Here is a 23,238-nt window from a genome sequence, read left to right on the forward strand (position 1 = left end):
AGGATCCCTTCCGATGACTGTGACGGCACTCCCGCAGCCGACCGCGACCGAGGCCCAGCCAATCGCGACCGAGGCCCAGCCGACCGTGACCGAGGCCCAGCCGACCGCGACCGAGCAAGCGGCAGGGGCGCGCTGGCAGCCGTCCAGGGCCGGCATCCTCAACGTCTGGCGGTACTACGACGAGATCTTCACCTTCCACCAGGGCCGCCTGCTGCTGAGGGGTCAGAACGGCACCGGCAAGTCCAAGGCCTTGGAAGTACTGCTGCCGTTCCTGTTCGACGCCAGCCTGCGCCCCAGCCGGTTGTCCACCTTCGGCGGCTCCGATCGCACCATGCACTGGAACCTGATGGGCGAGGGCGCGTCGGGCAAGACCCGGGTCGGCTACGTCTGGCTGGAGTTCCGCCGCGCCCACGAGGACGGACCGGCGTGGTTCACCTGCGGTGCCAGGCTCCAGGCGACCACGCACACCAGCGGCGTCACCGCGGACTTCTTCACCACGACCGCGCGGATCGACGTGCCCGGCGGCCTCTCCCTGGTCAACGACGCCGGGCAGCCGCTCACCCGTGCCGTGCTGGCCGAAGCCCTGCGCGGACGCGGCGAGTTGCACGCCGCGGCGGCCGACTACCGCGGCACGGTCCGCAGCACGCTCTTTCCCGGCTTGAGCGAGCAGCGCTACGACGCCATGATCACCGCCCTGCTCCAACTCCGGACTCCCAAGCTCTCCGAGCGCCTCGACCCGTCGCTCCTCTCCTCGCTGCTGTCCCGCGCCCTGCCGCCGCTCGGCCAGGGCGAGATCGCCGAGCTCGCCGAGGGGTTCGAGCGCCTGGACCGTCAGCGTGAGCACCTGAGGACCCTGGACGAGGAGGTCACCGCCGCCACCGCGGTCGCGACCCAGCAGCGCGGCTACGCCCAGCGGGTGCTGCGGGCCGGGGCGGCCGCGCTCATCTCCGCCACCACCGAGCTGGACAACCTCAGCCGCACCGCCCGGGATAGCGAGGAAGCGCACGCCGACGCCGTGGGTGAACGCGAGCGCACCATCCTGGCGAAGGCCGATCACGAACACGCGGCCCAGGAGATCGAGGGCGCCATCGAGGGACTGCTCGACTCGGAGATCTATCGCCAGGGTCAGGAACTCGACCAGCTCCGCCGCCGTGCCGACCGTGCCGCCGAGGCTGCCGAGCGCGGCCGGTCGGCCGCCGACCGCAAGGTCCGCGCGGCCGGCGAGGACGCCGCACGGGCCGAGCAGGCCCGGGTGCGCGCCGAGCGGTGCGCCGAGCAGAGCCGGGCCGCCCGCGAGGACGCCCGGGGAGCGGCCCGGCGAGCGGCCATGGAGTCCCTCTGCACCGAAGTCCAGGTGATGCTGGACGCCGCCGCGGGTGCGGCGGCCGACACGACCGAGCACGGGCGCGGCGCACGTCGGCTGGTGCGCGGCGCGGTCGCGTCACGCCACGGCCGCATCGCCGAGGTCCGTGCTGCGGTGGAACGGCACGAGCGGTCCGTGGCGGACCGCGAGGTGGCGGAGGAGCACCTCGAAGAGGCGCGCGCACGGCTGGCCGATGCGGCCGAGCGCCGCGCACAGAACGCCGGTGCGTACGAGGCCGCGGTCGATGCCCACGCCGACCGGCTGCGCCAGTGGGCCACGGCCGGGTGCACCGAGCTGCGCATCGACGATGTGGAGGAACTCGCCTCCCGCGCCGCGGTCGAGACCGGCGTGCTGGCCCTGGTCGAGATCGCCACCCGCGCTGCCGAGCGCGGCATCACCGCCGACGAGACCACCGCCCGCGCCGCCCGGGACCGGAGCCGTACCCGGCGGGACCGGATCGCGCTGGAACTGGAACGCACCTCCGCCGTGACCGAGCTCCCGCCGGCGCCGCCGCGCACGCGCACGGCGGACCGGGCGGTGTCGGCGGGAGCCCCATTGTGGCGGCTGCTGGCCTTCCAACCGGACGTGCCGCCCGCCGATCAGGCCGGCATCGAAGCGGCCCTGGAGGCGGCCGGCCTGCTGGACGCCTGGCTCACCCCGGACGGCAGCCTCACCGTCCTCGGTCACGACGTGCTGGCCGACCCGGCCTCGGCCGCCCCGACACCGGGCCCCTCGCTGCTCGACGTCCTGCGCCCCGAAACCGACGGCCCGGTGCCGGCCGCACAGGTGCAGCGGCTGCTCGCGGGCATCGCCTACGGGCGTACGCTCCCGGCGGGCTCCCCGGTGGCCGTAGCAGCCGACGGCAGCTGGCGCCTCGCGGTGACCACCGGCAGCTGGGCGAAGGGCGAGGCCGGTCACATCGGTGCCGTGGCCCGGGAGCGCACCAGGCAGCGCCGGATCGCCGAACTGGCAGCGGATTTGGCCAAGGAGACCGCGGCCACCACCGCGTTCGAAGCCGAGTTGCGCTCCCTCGCCGAGCGCCGGCAGCGCATTGCCGCCGATGTGGGGTCGCGGCCGGCCCACGCGGAGGTGGACCAGGCCAAGCGTGCCTGGGAGCGTGCGGAGGTCGAGGTGGGAGCACGCGGCGATGCGGTGCGCCTGGCCGTCGAGCGCCTCGCGCAGCGGGAGGAGGCGGTGGCGGTCGAACGGCGTGCGCTGACGGGCGCCTGCGCCGAGCACGCCCTGCCGACCGAGCGTGCCGCCCTGGACGCCGTCGCCGCCGCTGTCGAGGTGCTGCGCGAGCAGGCCGACGTCTGGTTGGACGCACACGTGGACTGGTCGGCCGCCCGAGGCGCCTGGGATGCCGCCAGCACCCACGCCGAGGCGTCGCGGTCGGCTGCCGAGGAGCGTGTGGGTGAGGCGGAGGAGGCGGAGGGCACGGCCCGGGGACTTCGGGCGGCGCTCGAAGCCGTCGAGAGTTCGATCGGCGAGGACTACCTCCAACTGGCCGCCCGGCTCGGCGATCTGCGGACATCACTCACCCGGGTCCGCGAGGAGATCGGGGCCGGGACCAAGGCCCTCATCGCCGTGGAAGGCCGGATCGGTGCACTGACCGCGACCATGGCCCAGGACGCGGTCCGCCGGGATGACGCCGTCGGTGTCCGCAACGAGGCCGCCCAGCGGTTCCGGCGCCTGTGCGTCCTCGGCTTCCCCGAGGACGCCGGCGCGACCCTCGTCCTGACCTCGGGGGACGGCACCCGTGCCACCCTCGAAGCGGCCCGGGAAGCGGCTCTCAAGTGGCCGAACCTTCCGCACAGCAGCAGGAACCTCGGTGACGCGCTCAATCGATTGTCGGAAGCCGTCCACCGGGCCCGCCAGAGCCTGAGCACCCGTGCCGACCTCGAACTTGAGCCCGATGAGGACATCCACGTCTTCACCGCCTCGATCGACGGGGCCCGGACCGGCGCGACCGGGCTGCTCGCCCTCCTCACCGGCGACCGCGACCGGAGCCAGGACGACATCACCGCCGCTGAGCGGACCCTCTTCGACCAGACCCTCACCGGTGACACCCGCCGTCACCTGGCATCCCGGATCCGCCAGGCCGGTGAGCTGGTGGAGCGGATGAACGGCCACCTCGAACACGTCCGCACCGCCTCCAGGGTGGCTGTTCGCCTGGTGTGGCAGATCCACCCCGACCTGCCGGCCGGCACCAGGACGGCCCGCGAGCTCCTGCTCAAGGATCCGGCCAGGATCACCGAGGCCGACCGCGAGGCCCTGCACGCTTTCTTCCGCGGCCGCATCGAGGAGGCCAAAAGCCGTAACACCGCGGCGACTTGGGACGAACAACTCGCCGAGGTCCTCGACTACACGGCCTGGCACCAGTTCGTCGTGAAGCTGGACCGCGCCAACGGCGCCGGCTGGCAGCTGCTCACCAAGAGGCTGCACGGCGCGCTCTCCGGCGGCGAGAAGGCCATCGCCCTGCACCTCCCGCTCTTCGCCGCCGTCGCCGCCCACTACGAGGCGGTGCCGGTGTCCCCGCGGCTGATCCTCCTCGACGAGGTCTTCGTCGGTGTGGACACCATCAACCGCGGCCAGGTCTTCGCCCTGCTGGCGGCGCTCGACCTCGACCTGGTGCTCACCTCCGACCACGAGTGGTGCACCTACCGCGAACTCTCGGGCATCGCCGTGCACCAGCTGATCACCGGCGCGGACGGCGACGACGCCGTCACCAGTGCCCGCTTCACCTGGACGGGGGCCGAGCTGCTGCCCGACGGATCCCCTGCGGGAGAAGCGGAGTGACGAACCGTCATGTGCTGGACACTCCGGAGCTCCGGCCGCTGTGGCACGCCGTGCACGACCGCCTCTCCACCGGTCGGCCGGTCAGCCGCGTGCGGGTCGGGCCGCTCGGCGACGCCGGTCGGGAGGCCCTCGCGGACCTGCTCGGCCTCGACCGGCTGCCCGGCACCGAACCGAGCATCCAACTCGTCCACCTCGAAGCTGCTGTGGCGGATGCCTGCGGGCAGTCCGTGCGGGAGGTGGCGGCCGCCGTCATCGGCCGCCCGATCACGAACCGGTCGACCGAGCGAGAACGGGAGGCGACCGAGCGCAGCCTTGTTTGGGACTGGCTGGCGGGCCACGAGGTGGTCACCGCCCAGCCCGCCCTCACCGAGTGGGTCGGTCACCAACAGGCCAACGGCCTGGTCGAGGGTTCGCCGGACCGGACCCGTCGCCTGCTTGCCGCCGCACTGACCGTCCTTGCCGCGCTCCCGGCCGACGGGGAACCACTTCCGGTCCTCGCCGCCCGCCTCCTCGGCGGCGACTCCCACGCCCTCGACGACGGGACCCGGCTGTCCGCTTCCGTCCTGCGAGCGCTGGCGGCGCTCTACGGGACTGACGTGCCGGACAGCGCCGAGGCGCGGCGCGCGCTCTGGAGCAGGGCCGGCGTCGCCGACGACGAACTCTCCAGCACCGTGCTCGCCGTCGGCCTCCGCCCCGACGGCGGTGGCCCGGTTGCCCGGATCTGCCGGATCAGTGCCGACGCTGGCCATCCCGTCAGCCTGGCCCTCGGGCAACTGCGCTCCCCTGGTGAACTCGGTTGGCCCACCGGGCCGGTCCACATCGTCGAGAACCCGAGCGTGCTCGCCCTCGCCCTGCGGCAGTTCGGCGACCGCTGCCCGCCGCTCGTCTGCACCTCCGGCTGGCCCAACACCGCGGTGATCCACCTGCTCCGCCAACTCGCCCGGTCCGGCAGCCCCTTGCGTCACCACGGCGACTTCGACGGCGAGGGCATCCGCATCGCCGCCCACGTGCTGGCCAAGACCGGTGCCGTTCCGTGGCGCCTGGCGGCCGGGGACTACCGCGCCGCCGCGACCCGGCTCCCGGCCGGCCCCGACCCCGGGCGCCTCACGCCCGCGCCCTGGGATCCGGAACTCACGTTGGCGATGGCCGAGTTGGGCACGGCCGTGGTCGAGGAAGTGGTAGCTGACGTGCTGCTCGACGACCTGAGGAGTCAGCTGCGGTGACCGGCCGTTCGTCGCGCCGAGGGGACGGGCAGCGGCTCAAGGTGCGGCATGTGGACTTCGCGCTCCAAGGACTTCGACCTCGACGGTGACGACCGTGGCTCTGTGGCCCTCCAGGAGACCCTGGTCGAGCAGGACCGGGTGGTGGTCGAGAGCCGACGGTCCGCTCAGCCGGACGCCGCGGGGGCGTTCGCGAAGAGTGCGCGGACCAGGTGGCGCCGGGCGCCGGGCCGGTCCTCGTAGGGCTGGCGGCCGTGGGCGAGGCGGTCGTTGCGGAAGACCAGCGCCTGGCCGGGGGCCAGGCGCAGGGCCAGGCGGTAGCGGGGGTCGTCGCAGGCGGCCCGGAGGAAGGCGAGAGCCCGGGCCAGGGTGCCGGGCGGGCCGGCGTCGGGGTTCCAGGTGCAGGTCTCGTTGTCCGTGTAGCGGGTGATGAGGTTGCCCGTCTCGTCGACCGAGAACGCCGGGCCGGTGGCGCTCACTTCGATGGCGGGGATGGTGGAGCGGCGGTTGAGCACCGTGGGGGAGAGCAGCGTGCGGGCCGCGGCCGGGTCCTGTGCGCGGAGTTCGGCGAAGGCGGCCACCGAGTTGAAGAGCAGGGTGTCCCCGCCGCGGTGGGCCGCGCGGACGCAGTAGAGGATGGTGGTCTTGATCCGGCCGATCTCGTCGAGGAGGCCGTCCACGTGCCAGGCCTGGCCCGCCGTGGTGCTGAAGCCCGGGTGCCGGTCGTTCGGGTTGCTGCGGATGTCGGTGTAGGAGGCGGCGTAGTCCCGCGTTTCGGCGTAGCGGTAGAGGGCCGGGACGTAGGGGTCGCCGAGGCGCAGTGCCGTGGAGAGCACCGTGAGTGCGGCGCTCGGCTCGGCGGCCCCCGCCAGCGTGGCTACGGCGAACCCGTGCTCCTCGATGCCGCGTGCGAGCCGGCCCGCGGCCCCGCGCTCGGTGAAGTCCACGGGCTGTTCGGCCCGTGGCATCCGGTAGTCGGCTTGCACCTGGTGCACGCTGTGACCTCCCGCAGGCTCGTGTGACGCGTGGCTGTTGCTGTTCATCGAGTACCGCCGCGGTCCGGTGGTGGCGCCGCCGCCCGCCGTAGCCGGGCCAGTGCCCGGGCATCGCTGAGCAGGGCGGCGCCGAAGGCCGGTGAGCCCGTGCGGGTGGCGGTGAGCACCTCGTCCAGGAACTCCCGCATGCTGTCGGCGGGTTGCACGGTTCGCCGGTAGGCCTGGTCGCCGACCTGGACGTGCAGGGCCACCGTCGTGCCCGGCGGTGCGGAGAAGGGCCGTTCGACCTCGATCGCGAATCCTGGGCCGGTCAGCCGGACCAGGTTCTGGTAACCACTGGTGAACCCGAACTGGCCGAGCACGGTGCGCCCGCCGGGGTAGCCGGCGAGCATGCCGTACGAGGTCTCCAGCGCGTCGGCGGTGCGGTCGCCCACCACGACCTCGATCCGCTCGGGCTCCGTGCCCCACAGCACCCGGCCGAGCGAGACCGCGTAGGGGCCGGTGTCGGACACCGCCCCGCCGCCCCTGGCCCGGTCGTGGCGCCAGTCGTCGGGCGGGACGGGCGGCGTGAAGGCCGCCACGGCCGTGGTGACTTGCGCGCCGAGGTCGGCGAGGAGCTCCCGGATCGCCGCGAACAGCGGGTGGAAGGCGTAGCAGGTGGCCTCGGCGAGGACGAGCGAGGACGACCGGGCCAGCGCCACCAGCCGCTCGGCGGTCTCCGGGTCGGGCAGGGCCGGCTTGTCGACCACCACGTGGTGCCCGTGGTCGAGGGCCTGGCGGACCACCCGGGCGTGGTCGCCGTTGACCAGCGAGACGTAGACCACCCCGGGGCGGGTGAGCGCCAGCGCCCGGCTCCAGTCCGGGTGCACCGTGCCGAGCTTCGGCACGTCCGCGAGGTCGTGTGCGCGTGCGTGCGTGCTGGCCACGTTGATCCGCTCGATCCCGGGGAGGGCAGCGGCGGCCGGCAGCACGCGCCGTCGGGCGAACCGCGACACGCCGATCAGCAGTAGCTCCATGGCGGCGGCGGTCAGCGGCGGGGGAGGAAGGGGACGACGTCGCCCGGCCGCTCGCCGCCGGACAGCTGGCCGTTCCGGTCGGTGCGGACGTAGGCCCGGTGCAGCCAGCGGTCCTTGCCGTCCCAGCGCGCGGTGAACGGGGCCCGCCCGTGCGCGATCCGGAAGTTGTCCATGACCAGCAGGTCGCCCCGGGTCAGCAGGACCGGCTCGACGACCTGGGTCAGGGCCTGCGACAGCGCGTCCAGGGCGGCGAGGTCCTCCGGCGTCTCGGCGGTGAGGAACGACCGGTTGAAGCTGACGTACGGGTCCTCCTGGGCGCCGTACAGCGGCTTGACGTTGACCGTGAGGGCGAGGTCCTCGGCGTCGAACTGCCGGGTGAACACTCGGTCGTACAGGTGTTCCCGCACCTGATCGCCGAGCAGTGGCAGCGCCTTGCGGATCGAGCCGATCAGGGTCGCGGCCCTGCCCTCGTGGTCGCCGCGCGAGCAGGACAGCAGGATGTAGTTCGGCTGGCGGGCGTGGTGCGAGAGGTCCGTGTGGAACTCCAGCTGGGTGGTGGAAGTCGCTCCCGACAGCGGGTGCGCCTCGGGCGTCGGGAACAGCTCGTGCAGCACGGTGAGGGAGCGGCGGTTCCCGTAGCCCTGGTCGTAGGCGGTCAGCAGCCCCAGTGCGCCGCCGACGACGCAGAGCATGGCCTCCATGGCCAGTAGCGGCCGGTCCTCCGGCGGCGGGCCGGACACCGGGGTGGGCGGCAGCACGGCCTCCGGCTCGACCGGCAGGCCGCGCAGCAGCAGGTAGCCGTCCAGATTGCCGTCGGCGTTGAACTCATCGATGGCCCGGCGCAGTTGATGCGGGAGCCGGTCCGCCAGCCGGATCGCCTCCGCGAGGAAGGCGGGCAGGTCGGCCCGCGGCACCGGGGGCAGCGCCGCGGCGAGGGCGAGCAGCTCCGCCCGGTACGGAGTGCAGTCGATGGTGGATGAGGTCACGGTTGACCAGCTTCCTTCCGTGTGGCGCGGGTTCAGAGCATGCAGGCGACGAGGCTGCGGGCCTCGACGTTGACGTAGTAGCCCGAGCGGATCAGCCGGTTGAGCAGGCCCAGGGTCATCCACCGGTAGTTGTCGGGCGCCTCGACCCGGTGGTCCTCCGGGACCTCGATGACCAGGTGTTCGGTGTCCGCGCGGAGGAACCGCCCGCCGTCCTCCGACTGGAGGCTCCGCAGGCGGATCCAGGGCTCGGGCGCTTCGAGGTACTCCACCAGCGGCGGGAGGTCCTCCGGGCCGCGCAGGCCGCCGGGGGTCAGTTGCACGGTCGCGGCCAGCTCCAGCCGGTCGGTGAGGCCGGGCTGGACCATCGCCTGGACGAGGACCTGGAGCACTCCCGCGCGGCGTCGGCAGACCAGGGCCACGACGTTGCCGGGCGTCGGCTCCAGCACCGGCTGGGACCAGCTGCCGACCTCCCGGCTGGCGGCCGCGACCGACAGCCCGACGATCCGGAAGGAGCGGCCCTCGCGGTGGCGGATGCCGTCCGGGCCGCACACCCAGTCGTCCAGTTCGCCCAGGCCGACCCGCCGCACGTCCAGGCTGAACCGCGCCTTCTGGTCGATGAGCCAGGTCATCGCGGCGCGTAGGTCGGCGTCCGAGCAGCCGGCCCGGTGCGAGGCGACGACCTGGCGCTGGAACGCGTCCCCGGGGACGTCGCCGGAGTGCGGGTCGTCCTCCGGGCCGGCCCCGGTGCGGTAGGAGAGGCCCGACAGTACCGTGCGCGCGTTCATGTTCACCCGGTTGCCCCGCTGGAGCTGCCCGCGCAGCTGACCGAGCGTCAACCAGGCGAAGTCGTCGCCCACCGGGACGTCCTCGTCCTCGGGGACCTCGACGATCATGTTGCGGTTGCGCTTGTGCAGGTACCAGGAGGCGTGCTCGGACAGCAGCTGGTCGAAGACGATCCGCCGTCCGGTGTGCTCGCGGAAGTACTCCAGGTACGGGGTGGATCGACCGCCGTGCACGCGCTGGTAGTTGCTGGGAGTGGCCTGGACGGTCGCGGCGTACTGGACCAGTTCGGTATTGCCCGGTTCCAGCTTCGCCTGCATCAGGAAGCACGGGACGCCGTCGATCCGCTTGGTGATGATCCCGAGGATGCCGATCTCCGGTTGCACGATGACCGGTTGGCTCCACTGGGGAACCGGCCCGAAGTCCGTGCGGACCGAGAGCCCCTCGACCGTGAAGAAGCGGCCGGACACGTGCGAGAGGCGGTCGTCCAGCCGCCAGTCGGTCAGCGCGTCCAACGGGACCTCCGTGACGAGGTGTCCCGTTCGGGCCGCACGGGCTTCGAGGAAGGCGTCGGCGTCGGGCGTCTGCGGAGTGTTCAGGACCAGCGAGGACGCCAGGAGCCCGGCGGAGCGGGGTGTCTCGGTGCGCATGGGGTAGCTCTCTTCCGGCCGCGTCGACGGGGCCCGACGGGAGGTCAGGGACGTTCGGGGACGGTCATGGGCGCTCGGGGGAACCGCCCGAGGCCGCGATCTCGCGGGCCATCAGCCTGATGCCGGCGGCGAGGCCGCGCGGCTCGAAACCGGTGAGGCCGCGCAGCAGCGACACGTCGACCACCAGGTCGCCGGTGTCGGTGAGCGCATGCGGGCCGGGCGCGGTGGCGACGGTGCGCCCGGTGGCGGCGCCGACCGCGGCGAGCACCTCGGTGATGGAACTGCCCTCGCCAGTACCTACGTTGATCGTTGCGGGCAGCTCCCGGCCCAGCGCGGCCGGGTCGAGCGCGACCAGGTCGAGCGTCGCGGCCACGAGGTCGTCGACGTACAGGAAGTCCCTGGTCTGCCGTCCGTCGCCGTGCAGGGTGAACGGCTGCCCGGTCAGGGCGCTCCAGAACGCCGCCGATACCACCCCCTGCCCGCGCGACGGCGGTAGCAGGCGGCCGTAGATGTTCGCGCAGCGCAGCGAGTGCGTCGACAGGCCGTGCACCCGCCGGTAGTACTCCAGGTACTCCTCGCCCACCCGCCGCGACATCCCGTAGGGCGAGGTGGGCTCACCCGGCTCGGACTCGCGCCGCAGGCCCTCGCCGGGCGGGTAGACGGCACCGGCGGAGGACAGGAAGAAGACCCTCGTTCCGGGGCTGAGGGCGCGCACCCCCTCGCAGATCCCGATCACGAGCGAGAGCGTCCCGATCGCGTCGGCCGCGGGTGCCGCCGCGGAGGGCAGCGGGAAGCGGCCGCCGGCCGCGATGACGAGCGCGTCCAGCCCGCTGTCCCCGGCCCCGTCCTCGGTCCGGTCGCCGTCCCGGTCCGCGCCGAGCGCCTGCGGCAGGCGCTCGACGCCGTCGCCGGACAGCAGCCGGATCACGCCCGGCCCGGGGTCCGCCTGCCCGGTGGCGAAGGGGTCGGAACGGCCGATCACGGTGGCGTGCCAGCCGCGGCGCGCCGCGCCCAGGGCGAGGGCGCTGCCCAGGAACCCCGCCCCGATCACCGCGATCCGCTTCACCGCGATCCGCTTCACCGCGATCCGCTTCACCGCGATCCGCTTCACCGCGCGGCCCCCGCGACGGTCCGCGCGGCGCCGCGCTCCGGCAGTAGTTCCGCCAACCGCCGCACGACCGCCTCCTCGCCGTCGGTGCTGAGCGCGCGCGGGTCGACCTCCAGCACGCCCAGGTGCAGCTTGAAGTCGCGCAGGTGGATGGCCGGGTCGCCCGCCGTCATCGCCGCGGCCAGCTCGGCGGCGCCGAGCCCGGCCGCGGCGGGGTCGACGGTCAGCGTCACGCGGTGGATCGGCCGCCCGGACTCGTCCTGGGTCACCCGGGCGGACAGGCCGGGGAGTTCGCCGAGCCGGGCCGCGAGGGCGGCCATCCGCGCGTGCTGCGCCGCGGACCGCTCCGCCTCCGGGACGTCGGTGTACTCCCGGACGGCCTGGAGCAGGCCCATCAGGTTCTCCTTGCCGACCTTCATCGGCCGGGCGATGCCGAGGTACTGCGCGCGGCAGGCCGCGACGAGCCCGGCGCTGCCGCAGATGAACCCGGAGGTGGGCGCGCCCAGCATCTTGGGACCGCTGTAGATCACCAGGTCGGCCCCGGCGGCCACCCAGGCCCGCAGGTCGCTCTCGCCCGCCGCGTCCACGATCACCGGGACGCCGTGCGTGCGGCCGATGGCGACCAGTTCGGTGAGTGGGACGCCCCTGCGGTGGATCGCGTGGGTGGTGGAGGTGACGTAGACCAGCGCGGCGGTCCGTGCCGTGATGGCGCCGGCGACGTGGCTGGGCAGGGTCTCGTTCACGGCGCCGACCTCCACGGTCCGGCCGCCGCCCAGCGCGATCATCTGGGTGATGGGCGCGCCCCCGTAGCTGATCGAGTGGCCCTTCTGCAGCACGACCTCGTTGGGCCGGTCACCGGGGTCGGGCAGCTGCCGCACCCGCAGCGGGTCCGTCCCCGCGACGCAGGCGGCCACCGCGATCGCCATGCCGGCGGCCGCACCGGTGACCGGGCAGGCGTCCGCGGCGCCGGTCACCACGGCGAGGAACTCGCCGGCGGCCCGCCAGAGTTCGTCCATGTCGACGTGCGACCGGGCGGCGCTGCCCATCGCCGCGATGACCCCGTCGCTGAGCGTGCAGCCGCCCAGCGGGGTCGAGTTGGCCTGTGCGCTGACGACGGGCGTGACGCCGAGGTCGCGGTAATCCATGATGTGGCTCCCTGTTCGCCGGGTGACATTCGGGGGGAGGTGCGGCTCAGCCACGGCGCAGTTCCCTGTCCAACCAGTCCATGAAGGCGGCCAGGCTGTTCTCGTAGAGCCGTTCCATCCGCCGGCCGGGCCGGTCGACCGCGCCCTCCTGCACCTGCTGGAGCGCGTCGGCGAGGCTCTCGGCGCTCGGCTCGTGCAGGACCACGCCCAGTCGTTCGTGTGCGACCAGGTCACCGGAGATGCCGTGCGGGTCGATCACCGTGGGTACGCCGTGCAGCCAGGTGTCGCGCAGGCGCAGCCGGGTCCCGGTCTCGTTCTCCGCGCCGCGCTTGGCGATGCAGACGTACGCCCGCGCGGACTTGACGTACTGGTCGCGGTCCGGGAGCGCGAGCGGCTCGGTGTGCAGGAGGACGCGGTCGTCGAGCCCGAACTCAGCGATCGACCGCGCGAGTTCGCCGATGGTGGCCCGGGTGTCCGGGGTGGGAGCCGCGTGCAGGAAGGCGGCCGAGGCGGGCACGCCGCGGTCGCGCAGGATCCGCACGGCCTCGACCAGCATGAGCGGCTCGAAGAAGGACCAGATGCCGCCGGTCCACAGGAAGTCCGCCAGATGCACTGGTTCGGCCGCGTCCGCCGCCGCCATGCCCCGCCGGCTGAACCCGACCGGCACGGTGGAGACCAGGTGGTCCAGGGTCGCGGACCGCGCGGTGTCGGCCGGGGTGATCCGGCCGAACGCGCACAGCGTCGACAGCAGCGCCGCCCGCTCGACCTGGGAGCGGCACAGGAAGTGGTGCGTCACCTGCAGCATCCGCCGGTAGGTGCCGAGGAACCGCTGGTGCTCGCCGGTGGGGTCGGCGCAGGCGAGGACCGACGGGTAGCTCATGTGCTCGATCGGCGCCCGGCACTCACCGATGATCAGTTTGCGGTGGGCGACGGCGAGTTCGATCCGGTCGCGGTCCGGGGTGTCGAAGAAGAGCACGGCGTCGGCGGCGGCGATGGCCCGGGCCGCCTCCCCGCCCGGCGCGACCTGCTGGGCCGCCCCGAGGTCGACGGTGTCCGCGGCGGGCGCGGCGATCACCCGCACGGTGTACCGATCGCCCAGCACCTGGGCGATCTCCGCCAACCGCTGGCCCACGCCGGCGATGGCGGTCCCGGAGAGCGCGTAGGAACCCGCGTCGACGACGATGATCGGTCGGCCGGTCATCGCGCGGCCGGCGCCGTCGGGTCGGCGAACTCGGTGAAGTAGAAGGGCGGGCCGCACTCCTCGCGGACGCGCCGGCTGCCGCCGCCGTCCCGGCGCAGGCCGGCCCGGGCGTCGGTGAACTCCCGGGCCAGCGCGTGCACGGCGGGCTCGCGGCCGCCGACGAAGGTGAGCTCGTTGATCCCGAGGCGGAGCACCGGCCCCGGCAGGCCGGGCAGGTCCACCTGGACGTTGACCCGGATCCCGTGCTCGTACAGGGCCTGCGAGAAGGCGTCGGTCCGCTCCGCGTCCCCGATCCGCACCCAGAGCTGGTGGGTGCTGGTGATGTGTCCGTCCTCGTCCGCGGCGACGTCGAACCCGTCCGCCGTCAGCAGCTTGCCGAACAGCCGGGCGTTGGCGAGCACCTGCTGCGCGTACGCCGGGCCGAAGTGCTCGAACTCGGCGGCGGCCAGCCCCAGCGCGAGCGTCTCGGCGAAGTGGTGGCTGCTGAGCATGGTGAACTGCGCGTCCTTCAACCGCCGGTGCAGCTCCGGGTCGCGGGTGAACAGCACCCCCTTGTGCGGCCCGGGGAAGCTCTTGTGCGTGGAGCCGCCCATCGTGTCGGCGCCGGCGTCGAGCGGGTTGCCGAGGGCGCCCGCGAGGATCAGCCCCATCGTGTGGCTGCAGTCCACGTGCAGCAGGGTCTGCGGGGAGTGCGCCGCGATGAGCTCCGACACCCGGGCGACGTCGAGCTCGTGGCGGCTGTTCTGCAGGTCCAGGTAGACGAGTTCCGGTGCGAGCTCGCGCAGCAGCTGCCCGAGCCGGTGCTCGTCGACCCGGCCGCGGATCACCGGGACCGTCGCCGACGAGAAGCCGAGCCGGCGGGCCAGGTCCGCTGTGGCGTAGTGCCCGCCGGACGCGGCGTCGACCGAGACGACCGTTGCGCCCGGCTGCCCGCCGAGGCCGGCCAGCGCCATCATCATGGCCGACAGCCCGGAGATCGGGCGCTCGTTGACGTATGGCGCGCGGGCCAGCCGGCTCAGCCCGCCGACCGCGAGGTCCGTCTCGATCTCGGCCACGGCCTGGCCGCCCCGGAACTGCCAGAACCCGGGGGAGAGCGCGTCGTTGAAGAAGTACCGGTTGTAGTAGTCGGTGGCGAGCGGCAGCCGGGCCAGCGGCGAGAGCCGGTTCTCGCTCGGCACCAGGTTGACGGCGCCGTCCGCCGCCTCCTCCTGCGCGCGGAAACGGTCCACGAGTTCGCGGATCTCTCTGATACCAGTCATGCCCGGATCCCCCGAGTGCGTTTGTTGTCGAGCATTGTCGGGCGATTCACGTGCCTGATATCCGTGGAGTGAAGTGAACCCATTCGCCGCGTTGCGTGACCACCCATTCTTCTGGGTGCGCGGACCGGCTGTCCACCGTCACTTCGTCGTCGGCGGTTCGGCCGGTCCGCCCGCGCGAAATCCGCTCTGACCAGCCATGATGTGGTCGATCAGGCGGCTCCGGAGATGCCGGAGGCAGCCGCGGCCAGCGCTGGGACGGCACGGAAAGCCCCTGCGGCAAGGCTTGCGGAAACCGGTCGGACCGGCCTTGACGGAAATCCGGAGGGCGTGCCAGGGTGGCGCGCAGAAATCATCGGACCGCCGAATGCGGTCCGCCGGCGCAGCTGTTTTCCGCCGTCTCCTCCACCAATTTTCGCCGTCCCCTGCCGATGTCGGGAGCCGGAAGGAGCCAGACCGATGAACGGTCCCCTCGAAGGCAAGACCGCGCTCGTCACCGGAGGATCGCGGGGCGTCGGGAAGGGCATAGCCCAGCGGCTCGTCCGGGACGGCGCGCTGGTGGTGATCGGGTACCGGGAGGACGACCGGACGGCGCTGGACGCGGTCGCGGAGTGCGACGCCGAGCACGGCGACGGGCGGATGCACGCGGTGCGGGCCGACCTGACCCGGGTCGCGGAGGTGGCGCACCTGTTCGACCGGGCCGAGGCCCTGGTCGGCGGCCTGGACATCCTGGTGAACAACGCGGCCGTGATGCGGCGCGGCACCCTGGCGGACAGTTCGGAGGAGCTCTTCGACGACGTCCTGGCGGTCAACCTCAAGGGGACCTTCTTCGCCCTGCAGCAGGCGGTCCACCGCCTGCGCGAGGGCGGCCGGGTGATCAACGTGTCCTCCACCGCGACCGCCCTCGCGCACCCTTCGCAGGCCGCGTACTCCGCGAGCAAGGCTGCCGTCGAGCAGTTGACCCGGGTGGCGGCGAAGGAGTTCTCCCGGCGCGGGATCACCGTCAACAGCGTCGCGCCCGGCGCGGTGGAGACGGAGCGGGTCAGCGCCACGGTCGCGCCGGAGGTGCTCCGGCAGTGGGGCAGGTCCAACGCCTTCGGCCGGCTCGCCAGGCCGCAGGACATCGCCGACGTCGTCGGCTTCCTGGCCGGCCCGGACTCGCGCTGGGTGACCGGCCAGAACCTGCGGGCCTCGGGCGGTGCGCTCTGATGGCGCACGGAATCGGCCTGTACTTCTTCTCGGCCCTGGCGGATCCGGCCGGGCGGCTCTCCGCCTCGGACGAACCCGCCGGGCCGCCCCCTGCCGGGCCGCTCCCGGCCGGGGCACCGCAGCCGGACGACCGCGCCGCCTACCGCCTGCTGCTGGACGCGGCCGTGTCGGCCGACGAGCAGGGCCTCGACTTCGTCTGGCTGCCCGAGCGGCACTTCACCCCGTTCGGCGGGGGCCACCCCAACCCGGCCGTGCTGGCGGCCGCGCTGGCGGTGCGCACCACCGTCATCCGGATCCGGGCCGGCAGTGTGGTGCTGCCCCTGCACGATCCGCTGCGGGTGGCCGAGGAGTGGGCCGTGGTGGACAACCTGTCCGACGGGCGGGTGGAGGTGTCGTCGGCCACCGGCTGGAACCCGAGGGACTTCGTGCTGGCCCCCGACGGCTTCGCCGACCGCGCGGACCGGGCCCGGGAGAACTGGCGGACCGTCCAGGACCTGTGGGCCCGGCGGCCGGTGACCCTGTCGGGCCCGGGCGACGCCGAGTACTCCGTGCTCACCTACCCCCGGCCGGTGCAGCCCAGCCTGCCGCACTGGATCACCGCGGGTGGCAGCCCGGGCACCTTCGTCCACGCGGGCGAGGTGGGCGCCGGGCTGCTCACCGGTTACGGGACCTTCGCCGAGGAGCGCCTGGTCGAGCTGATCGGCCTGTACCGCGACGCTTTCGCCGCGCACCACGGGGGCCGGGGGCGGGTGTCGCTGATGGTGCACACGGCGATCGGGACCGACGGGGCGCGGACCAGGCGTGAGGCGGAAGGACCGCTGCGGCGCTACCTGGCGGCCTACCTCGGCCAGCAGGACGCCCGGACCGACCCGGCGGTCCGGGCGAGGAGCCTCGACTTCGCCGTCCAACGCTACCTGCGCGGACGCTCGTTGATCGGGGACCCGACCGAGGTGGCGGCGGCGATGCGGCGGATGTACGCCGCGGGCGCCGACGAGCTCGCCTGCCTCGTCGACTTCGGCCTCCCGCGCCGCACGGTGCTGGCGACCGTCTCCGAACTCGCCCGCCTCCGTGCGGACCTGACCCAGCAGTCCTGAAGGGAACACGATGGAGTCACAGCCCACGCTGCCCACGGAACCGGTGACCGCGGCCCGCGCGGCCCCTCCGGTAGGGGGCACCGACACCAGCCACCGGACCGCGGGCACGGCTCCGGGCGGCGCCGCAGCCGTCGTCGAGCAGGACCTGCGGCTGGCCGCGTGCGGGTTCCTCCTGGTCGAACCCGGCGAGGTCGAGTTCGCCGCGGAGCTGATGAGCATCGGGTTCGACTCCGTTTCCCTGGTCTACCTGATGGCGGAGATCGGGGTGGTGTACGGCATCGACCTGGAGCCGGAGGTCGTCTTCGACCATCCGTCACTGCGGGACCTGATGCACCACCTGCTGACGGAGCATCCGGTGGCGGTCGCCGCGCGGATCAGCGGCGACGACTGAGCGCGGGCCGGCGGGCGCCCCGGACCGGGCGGGTCCGGCCGGTGCCCCGTGGCCGAAGGGCCAGTAGGCGGGGCCCGGGACCCGGCGGGAACATGGGGTTCCACTACCTGGAGGTGCCCAGCGTGCACGAGGTCGTCGTCACGGGCTACGGAGTGTTCACGGCGTTCGGGTTCGGTGCGCAGGTGCTCAGGGCAGGGGTGTTCGCCGGGCGGCCGGCCTTCGCGAAGGTCACCAGGTTCGACCCGGCGCCGTACCGCGCGCGGTACGCTGCCCAGCACCCGGACCCGGCGCTCACCCAACTGGCCGTCCTGCGCGCCTGCGTGGCCCAGGCGCTGGACCGGGCGGGCCAGGACGGCGCGGGCGCGCCCGTGCTCCTGGGCACCGGCGGGGACCACGCGGCGAACCTCGGCTTCTGGGCGGCGCACGCGAACGGGGACCGGCCCGGCGCGGCCGGGGTGCTGGACACCCTGCCGGGGGCGCTGCCGGAGGTCATCGGCGAGGAGTTCCGGCTCGGGCGGCCCCGGTTGGCCTTCGTCAACGCCTGCGTGGCGGCGACCAACGCGATCGCGTACGGCGCCCAGCTGATCAGCACGGGGCGGGCGAGCTCGGTGGTCTGCGGCGGCGCCAACCTGGTCAACGAGGACGACTTCGCGAGGTTCGACTCCGGGCAGGCGCTCACCGTCGAGCCGGTGATGCGCCCGTTCTCGGCGGGCCGGCAGGGGCTGCTGCACGGCGACGGCGCCGCGGTGCTGGTGCTGGAGTCGGCGGAGCACGCGCGGCGGCGCGGCGCCCGCCCGTACGGCAGCGTCCTCGGCTGGGGTCTGTCCGCGGACGCCCACCATCCCGTGCGGCCGCACCCGCAGGGGCGCGGCCTGGCCGCCGCCGCGCTGGCCGCCCTGCGGCGGGCCGGCCTCGGCGCCGAGCACATCGGGTACGTCAACGCGCACGGCACGGGCACACCGCAGGGCGACGCCGCCGAGGCGCTGATGATGCGTCAGGTGTTCGGCGACCAGGCCGGCGCGGTCCCGGTGAGCTCGACCAAGAGCACCACCGGGCACATGTTGGAGGCGACCGGGGCCGTCGAGGCCGTCATCACGCTGCTGGCGCTGGCGGACGGACGAGTGCCCCCCACCGCCGGGTTCCTCGGCGCGGACCCCGACTGCCCGCTCGACTGCGTTCCGCTCGCCGCGAGGCCGCTGACCGCCGCGCGGGCGCTGTCGCTCAACGCCGCGTTCGGGGGCGCCAACGCGGCCCTCGTCCTGGGGGCCCCGCAGCCCCGGTGACCGGTTCCTCCGCCGAGCAGCGGAGGAACCGGACGCCGAGTCGCCCGCACACCAGTCGCAGCGGCACCGCTCGCAGCGGCACCAGCCACAGAGGCACCACTCGCAAAGGAAGGCCATGCCGCCAGCCCCGATCTCCCACCGCGCCGCGGTGGCCGCCTCCTGCCTGGTCCCCTGGGGGGACGCGGCGGCCGGCCTGCCCGGGGCGGCTCCCGTGGAGCTCCCCCGGATCGTGGGGTTCGCCGTCTCGCGGTTCGGCCCGCTGGTGCACGCGGTGGCGACGGCCTGCCTGGAGACCCCGGGCACTGCGGCCCACCATGTCGGGCCGCACGGCGCCGGCACCGCGATCGTGCTGGCGACGGTGCACGGCGACGCGGTCACGGCGGACACCGCGAGCCGGTGGACCGTCGAGGGCAGGATCACCAATCCGCTGATGTTCTTCCAGTCCGTCAGCACCTCGATCCTCGGTCAGCTGACCCGGCGTCACGGCATCCACGGGCCGCTCACCTGCGTCTCGGCGGTCCGCGATCCGGCGGGGGAGGCGCTCGGGATCGCCGACGCCCTCCTGGACGACCCGGAGCTGCACCAGGTGCTGGTCATCGGGGTCGAGACCGCGCCGACCGAACGGGTGCGCCGGGCCGGCGAGTCGGCCGCAGCGGCGGGCTGGCGGCACCGGCTGCCGGCCGGGGACGCCGCGGCCGCCCTGCTGCTGCGCCGGTTCGATCCCGGCACCGGGGCGACGCGGCTCACGCTCTCACCGGCACCCGCCGGTCGGGTCTTCGAGGAGGACGACGGCTCGGCGGGACCGCTCGGCTGGCTCGGCGGGTTCCTGGCGCTGTGCGCCGCCGTGCGCGCCGGGCAGCCCGCGGCCCACACCTACCGGCTCCCCCGGTGACCGGGACTTCAACGGCCGGACCGCGGCACGCGCGCCCCGGTCCGGCGGACAAGGAAACCCAGATGATCACTCTTGAGGCCCTGCGAGGGCTCGTGGCGGAATGCCTGAGCGTGGCCGACGACCCGGGAGCCGTCGAGTTCGACAGCCCCATCACGGTCGACTCGTTCGCACTGGTCACGATCACCCACCAACTGGAGGAGCGGCACGGCATCCGGATCGCGCCCGGGTACGCGGACCTCGCCTCGTTCACCTCGGTCAGGGCTCTGCACGACTACCTGGCGACCCGCGCGGGAGAGCCCGTGCCGCCGGACCTCCCGCCCCCGACGGCCCCGGCTCTCCCGCCGGCCCCGCCGGCCCCCCCGGCCCCGGCGGCCTCCGGCGGCACCGCGCCCTCCTGGTGGGGCGAGCAGGTGCTCGGCCGACGGCCCGACGAGGACGTCTGGGCCTTGGCCGAACGCGCCATCAGCTACGGGGAGTTGCGGGAGCGCGTCGGCGCCCTGGCGGTGCGGCTGGCGGCCGAGGGGGTGGGCGACGGCTCCTCCGTCGCGCTGTGCATGCCGCCCAGTCTGACCCTGCTGTACGCGATGCTCGCCGCGTGGACCCGCGGCGCCCAGGTCATGCTCATCGACGTGCGGTCGACCGCCCCCGAGGTCGACCGCCTGCTGCGGATCTGCGAACCGCGCTTCCTGCTCCGTGCCGCGCCCGTGTCCCCCGTGACCAGGTACCTGGCGGAGGAGGTGCCGTTCACCCTGGTACGCCGCGCGACGGGGCGTCCGGCCGCGCCGGACGTCTGCCTGGTGCAGGCGACCTCCGGCTCCACCGGGCAACCGAAGGTGATCGGCCGCGGCCCTGACGCCCTGCTGGCGGAACTGGAGCGCTACGCCGTGCTGCCGGGCATGCCGGGGGCCGGGGACCGGGTCCTGCTGCTGAACTCCGTCATCCACACCATGGGCCTGGTCGGAGGAGTCCTGCACGGCCTGAACTCCGGTGCGCAGATGGTGTACCCGTCCCGGATCCGGGCCGCGACGATGCTCGCGGCCGCCCGGGCGGCCGAGGTGACCGCGGTCTTCGGCGTGCCGGTGCACTTCGACCTGCTCGCGCGCTCCCCGGCGGACGCGGTGCCGTCCTTGCGGCTCGCGGTCTCCGCCGGGGAACCGCTGCCGCTCGGGACCTGGACCCGGTTCCGCGAGCGGTTCGGGGTGCCGATCAGCCCGGTCTACGGCACGACCGAAACCGGGATCATCGCCGCCGACCTGACCTCGGGCGCCCGGCCGCCCGTGCTGGGCCGGCCGGTCACCGGGACGCAGGTGCGGGTCGTGGCCGGGGAGCTGCGGGTGCGGACCGGAGTCACGCCCTACCTCTGGTCGGACCGTGCCGACCGGTTCCACGACGGCTGGCTGCGGACCTTCGACCGCTGCGACCTGGACCCGGTGACCGGGACCCTGAGCTACCGCGGCCGGGCCGACTCGGTCGTCACGATCGGCGGCCTGAAGGTCGACCTGACGGAGGTCGAGGAGACGCTGCTGCGCCACCCCGGAGTGCGGGAGGCAGTGGTCGTCTTCGGTGACGCCATCGAGGCGCACGTCGGCGGCGAGGCCGGGCTCAGCGCGGCCGACCTCGCCGAATGGTGCCGGTCGCGGCTGTCCGACTTCAAGGTTCCCAAGCTCTTCCGGCTCTCCGGGGCACTGCCGCGCAATCCGAACGGGAAGGCGGTCCGGAGCCGGGAGGCCCTTCGACAGCGGGAGGACACCGGTGCGCACACTGATCATTGACAACTACGACTCCTTCACCCACAACCTGGCCCACTGCATAGGTGCGATCAACGGATCCGCGCCGACCGTCATCACGAACGACGACCCCCGCTGGGACCCGGCCCTGCTCGACGACTTCGACAACGTCGTCCTCTCGCCAGGCCCGGGGAACCCGGCGGAGCCCGAGGACGTCGGCATCTGCGCCGACGTCGTCCGGCGGGCGCGGATCCCGGTGCTCGGTGTCTGCCTCGGCCACCAGGTGCTGTGCCACGTCCACGGCGCCCGGGTCGTCCCGGCGCCGGAGATCTACCACGGCCGCCAGTCGTCGGTGGCACACACTGGTGACGCCCTCTTCGCGGGCGTGCCCTCGCCGTTCACCGTGGTCCGCTACCACTCGCTGGCAGTGGCGGAGGTGCCCGACGAACTGGAGGCCATCGCCTGGACGCCCAGCGGGGTGCTCATGGGCGTGCGGCACCGCAGCCGGCCGCTGTGGGGCGTGCAGTTCCACCCCGAGTCGATCGGCACCGGCCACGGGCCGCGCATCCTGCGCAACTTCATGCGGCTCACCCGGGAGGCGGGCGCGCCGCGCGCGACCGGGGCCGGGACCGGGCAGCGCCGGCCCGGCCGGCGGGTGGCCGTGCGCAAGCTGCCGTTCGAGGTGCCGGCCGAGCAGGCGTTCGCCGCGCTCCACGCCGGCTCCCGGCACGCCTTCTGGCTCGACAGCAGCCGCACCGGGCCGGGCGGCGGCCGGTTCTCCTACCTCGGGGACGCCACCGGGCCGCTGGCCCGGGTGGCCGAGGCCCACGTGGACCGCGGCTGCGTCGTCGTCAGCTCCGCCGCCGGGCAGGAGGTCGTCGACGGCCCGTTCCTCGACTGGCTCGACCGCGACCTGCGCGCCCACCGGACCGAGGTGCCCGAGCTCCCGTTCGACTTCGCCCTCGGGTGGGTGGGGTACCTGGGGTACGAGCTGAAGGCGCAGTGCGGCGGAGAGTCCGCGCACCGCGCTCCCCACCCCGACGCGGGGATGGTCTTCGCCGACCGCGCCGTCGTGTTCGACCACGAGCTGGGCGAGACCCACCTGCTGGCCCTGGTGGACGACGACCCGGAGCCGGCGGCGCGGTGGTTCGACCGGACCCGGCGCAGCCTGGAGGAGCTGGCCGCCCCGGCGGCCGGCCGCGCAGAGGACGGCGCTGACCTCCCCGGCCCGCCCGGCACGCTCGACACGCTGGGGCTGCGGCACGACAAGGGGCGCTACCTGGAGCTGATCGGCGCGTGCCACAAGGAGATCGACGCGGGCGAGTCCTACGAGATCTGCCTGACCAACACGGTGCACGGCACCGGAACCTTCAGCCCGTGGGACGCCTATCGCCTGATGCGCCGTCAGAACCCCGTCCCGTTCGGCGCCCTGCTCCGGTTCGGGCCGTTCTCGGTGCTCAGCTCCTCGCCCGAGCGGTTCCTGCGGGTCGGCGCCGACGGGGCGGTGGAGTCCAAGCCGATCAAGGGCACCCGGCCGCGGTCGCGGTCCGCGTCCGAGGACGAGCGGCTGCGCGATGAGCTCGCGAACGACCCCAAGGACCGCGCCGAGAACCTGATGATCGTCGACCTGGTCCGCAACGACCTCAGCCGGTGCGCGGAGGCCGCCTCGGTGCGGGCCGACCCGCTGTTCGAGGTCGAGAGCTACGCGACGGTCCACCAACTGGTCAGCACGGTGCGGGCCCGACTGCGCCCGGACCACAGCGCCGTGGACTGCGTGCGGGCGGCCTTCCCGCCCGGTTCCATGACGGGCGCGCCGAAGATCCGCACCATGCAGATCATCGACCGGCTCGAAGCGGGGCCCCGGGGGATCTACTCCGGTGCCCTGGGCTACTTCTCGCTGACCGGGGCCGCTGACCTCAGTGTGGTGATCAGGACGGTCGTCATGACCGGGACCGAGGTCTCCTTCGGGACCGGAGGCGCCGTCACCACGCTCTCCGACGCCCGGGCCGAGTTCGAGGAGACCAGGGTGAAGACGGCACCCCTGCTCAACCTGTTCGGCATGGCCTTCCCCGGGGACGGCGACTGAGCTCCCGGGGCAGGGCGGCCCGCGGCGGGTGGCCCTG

General features: G+C 73.9%; 17 protein-coding genes. 9 read left to right on the forward strand and 8 right to left on the reverse strand.

Features of this window, described 5'->3' with window-relative positions; translation table 11 throughout:
• Positions 1-13 precede the first annotated feature (13 nt).
• A complete protein-coding gene (locus tag FHX73_RS38785; RefSeq protein WP_145910715.1) occupies positions 14-4,162 on the forward strand; it encodes a TIGR02680 family protein in 4,149 nt (1,382 codons plus the stop codon).
• Entirely contained in the window at positions 4,159-5,385 is a 1,227-nt protein-coding gene (locus tag FHX73_RS38790) for a TIGR02679 family protein (RefSeq protein ID WP_246214153.1), read from the forward strand. The genes FHX73_RS38785 and FHX73_RS38790 overlap by 4 nt, the downstream gene beginning before the upstream one ends.
• 164 nt (positions 5,386-5,549) lie before the next feature.
• Here FHX73_RS38790 and FHX73_RS38795 read toward each other — a convergent pair whose 3' ends face one another.
• The 8 genes from FHX73_RS38795 to FHX73_RS38830 form a co-directional block, all read right to left on the reverse strand.
• A complete protein-coding gene (locus FHX73_RS38795; protein WP_170305273.1) occupies positions 5,550-6,377 on the reverse strand; it encodes a TauD/TfdA family dioxygenase in 828 nt (275 codons plus the stop codon).
• A gap of 44 nt (positions 6,378-6,421) precedes the next feature.
• Complete coding sequence (locus tag FHX73_RS38800; RefSeq protein WP_145910717.1) at positions 6,422-7,393, reverse strand: Gfo/Idh/MocA family oxidoreductase; 972 nt, start codon at positions 7,391-7,393, stop codon at positions 6,422-6,424.
• Positions 7,394-7,404: 11 nt separating this feature from the next.
• Complete coding sequence (gene cs1, locus FHX73_RS38805) at positions 7,405-8,379, reverse strand: clavaminate synthase Cs1 (RefSeq protein ID WP_145910718.1); 975 nt, start codon at positions 8,377-8,379, stop codon at positions 7,405-7,407.
• A 32-nt stretch (positions 8,380-8,411) separates the two neighbouring features.
• Positions 8,412-9,809, reverse strand: a complete 1,398-nt coding sequence (locus FHX73_RS38810; RefSeq protein WP_145910719.1) for an NDP-hexose 2,3-dehydratase family protein — start codon at positions 9,807-9,809, stop codon at positions 8,412-8,414.
• 64 nt (positions 9,810-9,873) lie between these two features.
• A complete protein-coding gene (locus FHX73_RS38815) occupies positions 9,874-10,920 on the reverse strand; it encodes an NAD-dependent epimerase/dehydratase family protein (RefSeq protein ID WP_145910720.1) in 1,047 nt (348 codons plus the stop codon).
• Complete coding sequence (locus FHX73_RS38820; protein ID WP_145910721.1) at positions 10,917-12,062, reverse strand: PLP-dependent aminotransferase family protein; 1,146 nt, start codon at positions 12,060-12,062, stop codon at positions 10,917-10,919. The genes FHX73_RS38815 and FHX73_RS38820 overlap by 4 nt, the downstream gene beginning before the upstream one ends.
• 46 nt (positions 12,063-12,108) lie before the next feature.
• Positions 12,109-13,263: a glycosyltransferase gene (locus FHX73_RS38825; RefSeq protein WP_145910722.1), complete on the reverse strand. Its 1,155-nt coding sequence runs from the start codon at positions 13,261-13,263 to the stop codon at positions 12,109-12,111.
• Positions 13,260-14,522 (reverse strand): PLP-dependent aminotransferase family protein, encoded by a 1,263-nt coding sequence (locus tag FHX73_RS38830; RefSeq protein WP_145910723.1) that lies wholly within the window; start codon positions 14,520-14,522, stop codon positions 13,260-13,262. Before FHX73_RS38830 ends, FHX73_RS38825 begins: the two co-directional genes overlap by 4 nt.
• Positions 14,523-14,978: 456 nt before the next feature.
• On the opposite strand from FHX73_RS38830, the gene FHX73_RS38835 reads away from it, so the two are divergent.
• The 7 genes from FHX73_RS38835 (at position 14,979) to pabB (ending at position 23,201) form a co-directional block, all read left to right on the forward strand.
• Positions 14,979-15,728 (forward strand): SDR family oxidoreductase, encoded by a 750-nt coding sequence (locus FHX73_RS38835; RefSeq protein WP_145910724.1) that lies wholly within the window; start codon positions 14,979-14,981, stop codon positions 15,726-15,728.
• Positions 15,728-16,822: a MupA/Atu3671 family FMN-dependent luciferase-like monooxygenase gene (locus FHX73_RS38840; protein WP_145910725.1), complete on the forward strand. Its 1,095-nt coding sequence runs from the start codon at positions 15,728-15,730 to the stop codon at positions 16,820-16,822. Before FHX73_RS38835 ends, FHX73_RS38840 begins: the two co-directional genes overlap by 1 nt.
• 10 nt (positions 16,823-16,832) lie before the next feature.
• Entirely contained in the window at positions 16,833-17,213 is a 381-nt protein-coding gene (locus tag FHX73_RS38845; RefSeq protein WP_145910726.1) for an acyl carrier protein, read from the forward strand.
• Between the two features lie 92 nt (positions 17,214-17,305).
• Positions 17,306-18,496 (forward strand): beta-ketoacyl-[acyl-carrier-protein] synthase family protein, encoded by a 1,191-nt coding sequence (locus FHX73_RS38850; RefSeq protein ID WP_145910727.1) that lies wholly within the window; start codon positions 17,306-17,308, stop codon positions 18,494-18,496.
• A 115-nt stretch (positions 18,497-18,611) separates the two neighbouring features.
• A complete protein-coding gene (locus tag FHX73_RS38855; protein WP_145910728.1) occupies positions 18,612-19,388 on the forward strand; it encodes a ketosynthase in 777 nt (258 codons plus the stop codon).
• A gap of 62 nt (positions 19,389-19,450) precedes the next feature.
• Positions 19,451-21,160 (forward strand): AMP-binding protein, encoded by a 1,710-nt coding sequence (locus FHX73_RS38860; protein WP_145910729.1) that lies wholly within the window; start codon positions 19,451-19,453, stop codon positions 21,158-21,160.
• A complete protein-coding gene (pabB, locus tag FHX73_RS38865) occupies positions 21,141-23,201 on the forward strand; it encodes an aminodeoxychorismate synthase component I (RefSeq protein WP_145910730.1) in 2,061 nt (686 codons plus the stop codon). The genes FHX73_RS38860 and pabB overlap by 20 nt, the downstream gene beginning before the upstream one ends.
• Positions 23,202-23,238: the final 37 nt, after the last annotated feature.

The sequence above is a fragment of the Kitasatospora viridis genome, from assembly GCF_007829815.1.
Taxonomy (GTDB): Bacteria; Actinomycetota; Actinomycetes; order Streptomycetales; family Streptomycetaceae; genus Kitasatospora; species Kitasatospora viridis.

Bases quoted from the DNA above. Each gene is read 5' to 3' on its own strand.
- FHX73_RS38825 (WP_145910722.1), bottom strand. From the start codon at position 13,263: ATGACCGGCCGACCGATCATCGTCGTCGACGCGGGTTCCTACGCGCTC.
- FHX73_RS38785 (WP_145910715.1), top strand. From the start codon at position 14: ATGACTGTGACGGCACTCCCGCAGCCGACCGCGACCGAGGCCCAGCCA.
- FHX73_RS38855 (WP_145910728.1), top strand. From the start codon at position 18,612: ATGCCGCCAGCCCCGATCTCCCACCGCGCCGCGGTGGCCGCCTCCTGC.
- FHX73_RS38820 (WP_145910721.1), bottom strand. From the start codon at position 12,062: ATGGATTACCGCGACCTCGGCGTCACGCCCGTCGTCAGCGCACAGGCC.
- FHX73_RS38800 (WP_145910717.1), bottom strand. From the start codon at position 7,393: ATGGAGCTACTGCTGATCGGCGTGTCGCGGTTCGCCCGACGGCGCGTG.
- FHX73_RS38845 (WP_145910726.1), top strand. From the start codon at position 16,833: ATGGAGTCACAGCCCACGCTGCCCACGGAACCGGTGACCGCGGCCCGC.
- FHX73_RS38830 (WP_145910723.1), bottom strand. From the start codon at position 14,522: ATGACTGGTATCAGAGAGATCCGCGAACTCGTGGACCGTTTCCGCGCG.
- FHX73_RS38835 (WP_145910724.1), top strand. From the start codon at position 14,979: ATGAACGGTCCCCTCGAAGGCAAGACCGCGCTCGTCACCGGAGGATCG.
- FHX73_RS38810 (WP_145910719.1), bottom strand. From the start codon at position 9,809: ATGCGCACCGAGACACCCCGCTCCGCCGGGCTCCTGGCGTCCTCGCTG.
- FHX73_RS38840 (WP_145910725.1), top strand. From the start codon at position 15,728: ATGGCGCACGGAATCGGCCTGTACTTCTTCTCGGCCCTGGCGGATCCG.
- FHX73_RS38860 (WP_145910729.1), top strand. From the start codon at position 19,451: ATGATCACTCTTGAGGCCCTGCGAGGGCTCGTGGCGGAATGCCTGAGC.
- FHX73_RS38850 (WP_145910727.1), top strand. From the start codon at position 17,306: ATGGGGTTCCACTACCTGGAGGTGCCCAGCGTGCACGAGGTCGTCGTC.